This window comes from Amnimonas aquatica (assembly GCF_002943415.1).
GTDB classification, from domain to species: domain Bacteria; phylum Pseudomonadota; class Gammaproteobacteria; order Pseudomonadales; family Moraxellaceae; genus Perlucidibaca; species Perlucidibaca aquatica_A.
Map to the genome: position 1 here is coordinate 1 of NZ_PTQZ01000330.1, position 1304 is coordinate 1304.

Annotated in this window: 1 protein-coding gene; it reads right to left on the minus strand. The window is 66.5% G+C overall.

What is annotated here, in order from left to right; genetic code table 11:
• A partial coding sequence (locus C5O18_RS09660) for an alpha/beta fold hydrolase (protein WP_105193415.1) occupies window positions 1–1114 on the minus strand: 1114 nt, incomplete at its 3' end.
• Window positions 1115–1304 lie beyond the last annotated feature (190 nt).

The following is a 1304-nucleotide window of genomic DNA, read 5'->3' on the forward strand; positions in this document are numbered from 1 at the left end:
CCATGTGGCCGCCGGATATCTCCTCGAAGCGGTTGTCGCCGCCGCCCACCAGCTCCAGCAGCGGGCGCACGGCGTCGGCGGTGACCATGGTGTCGCTCTTGCCGGCCATGGCCAGCACCGAGGCCTTGACCGACGACAGGTAGGCGAGCTGGTCGCCGATGCGCATGCAGCCGCTGGCCAGGTCATTGTCGATCCAGATGCGGATGATCATGTCCTGGATGATGCCGCCCGGGTAGGCCACCATGTGGTCGAGGAAGGCGCCGTTGGTGGCGTGGTTGATGACGAATTCGCGGTCATCGAGATTGGTCAGCAGTTCCCAGTAGCCGAGCAGGCTGTTCACCGGGCTCAGCATCTTGAACGACAGCGCGTTGACCCAGCCCGGTGTGTGCAGCAGGCGCGGGTTCAGGTTGTGCACGCGGAAGCCGGTGTTGCGGCGTACCCAGGCGGCCTGGCGGCTGAGCTGCTGGTACATGCGGCCGAGCGCGCCGGAGGCATGGCTGTGGATCGGCGAGCCGAGGATCACCAGATTGCGGATGTCCGGGTCGCGGCTGTGCGCGGCGTAGCCCAGCGAGATCACGCCGCCGATGCTCCAGCCGTGTAGCGAGAGTTCGCGCACGCCGGCGTGGCGGCGCACATGCGCGATGAAGTCGGGCATGAAGTCGACGATGTAGGTGTGCAGGTTGTAGTGGCTGTGGCGCGTGGTCGGCGTGCCCCAGTCGATCAGGTAGACGTCGAAGCCGCGCGCCAGCAGGTACTTGACCAGGCTGCGTTCGGGGAACAGGTCGTAGATGTTCATGTTCACCGCCAGCGGCGGCACGATCACCACCGGCACCCGGTGCTGCTCGCGCGCCACCTCGACCTGTGCGCTGCCGGCGGTGACGGTGCTTTCCCGCAGCGGCCGGTAGTGGCGCAGCCTGACCAGGCCGTTGTCATGCAGCACGTCGAAGGCGGTCTGCTCCGACAAGGCCAGCTCGCTGGTGCGCAGGAAGCGGTCGCCGGCATTGGCCAGCATGACCTGGCCCTGGGCGCGCAGCTGCTCGCTGCGGCTGACCAGCTGGCGGCGCTGCTGTTTCACGCGTTCGCGCACGCGGGTGGCGATATCGGTCATCTTCATGGGGCATCCTCGCTGGGGCGCACAGTTGAGCGTGGTGGTTACATGTGTACACTCACATGCGCCAATATCGGCACTATAAGGTCTGCGTGTCGCTTGTCACTGGCTCAAATGCCCGTTCCGGCGGCATTTGGGACAATGCCGGGAGACCTGCGCAATGCCACCTTTCCGGCCTGGCCGGGCGGGTTCGCGG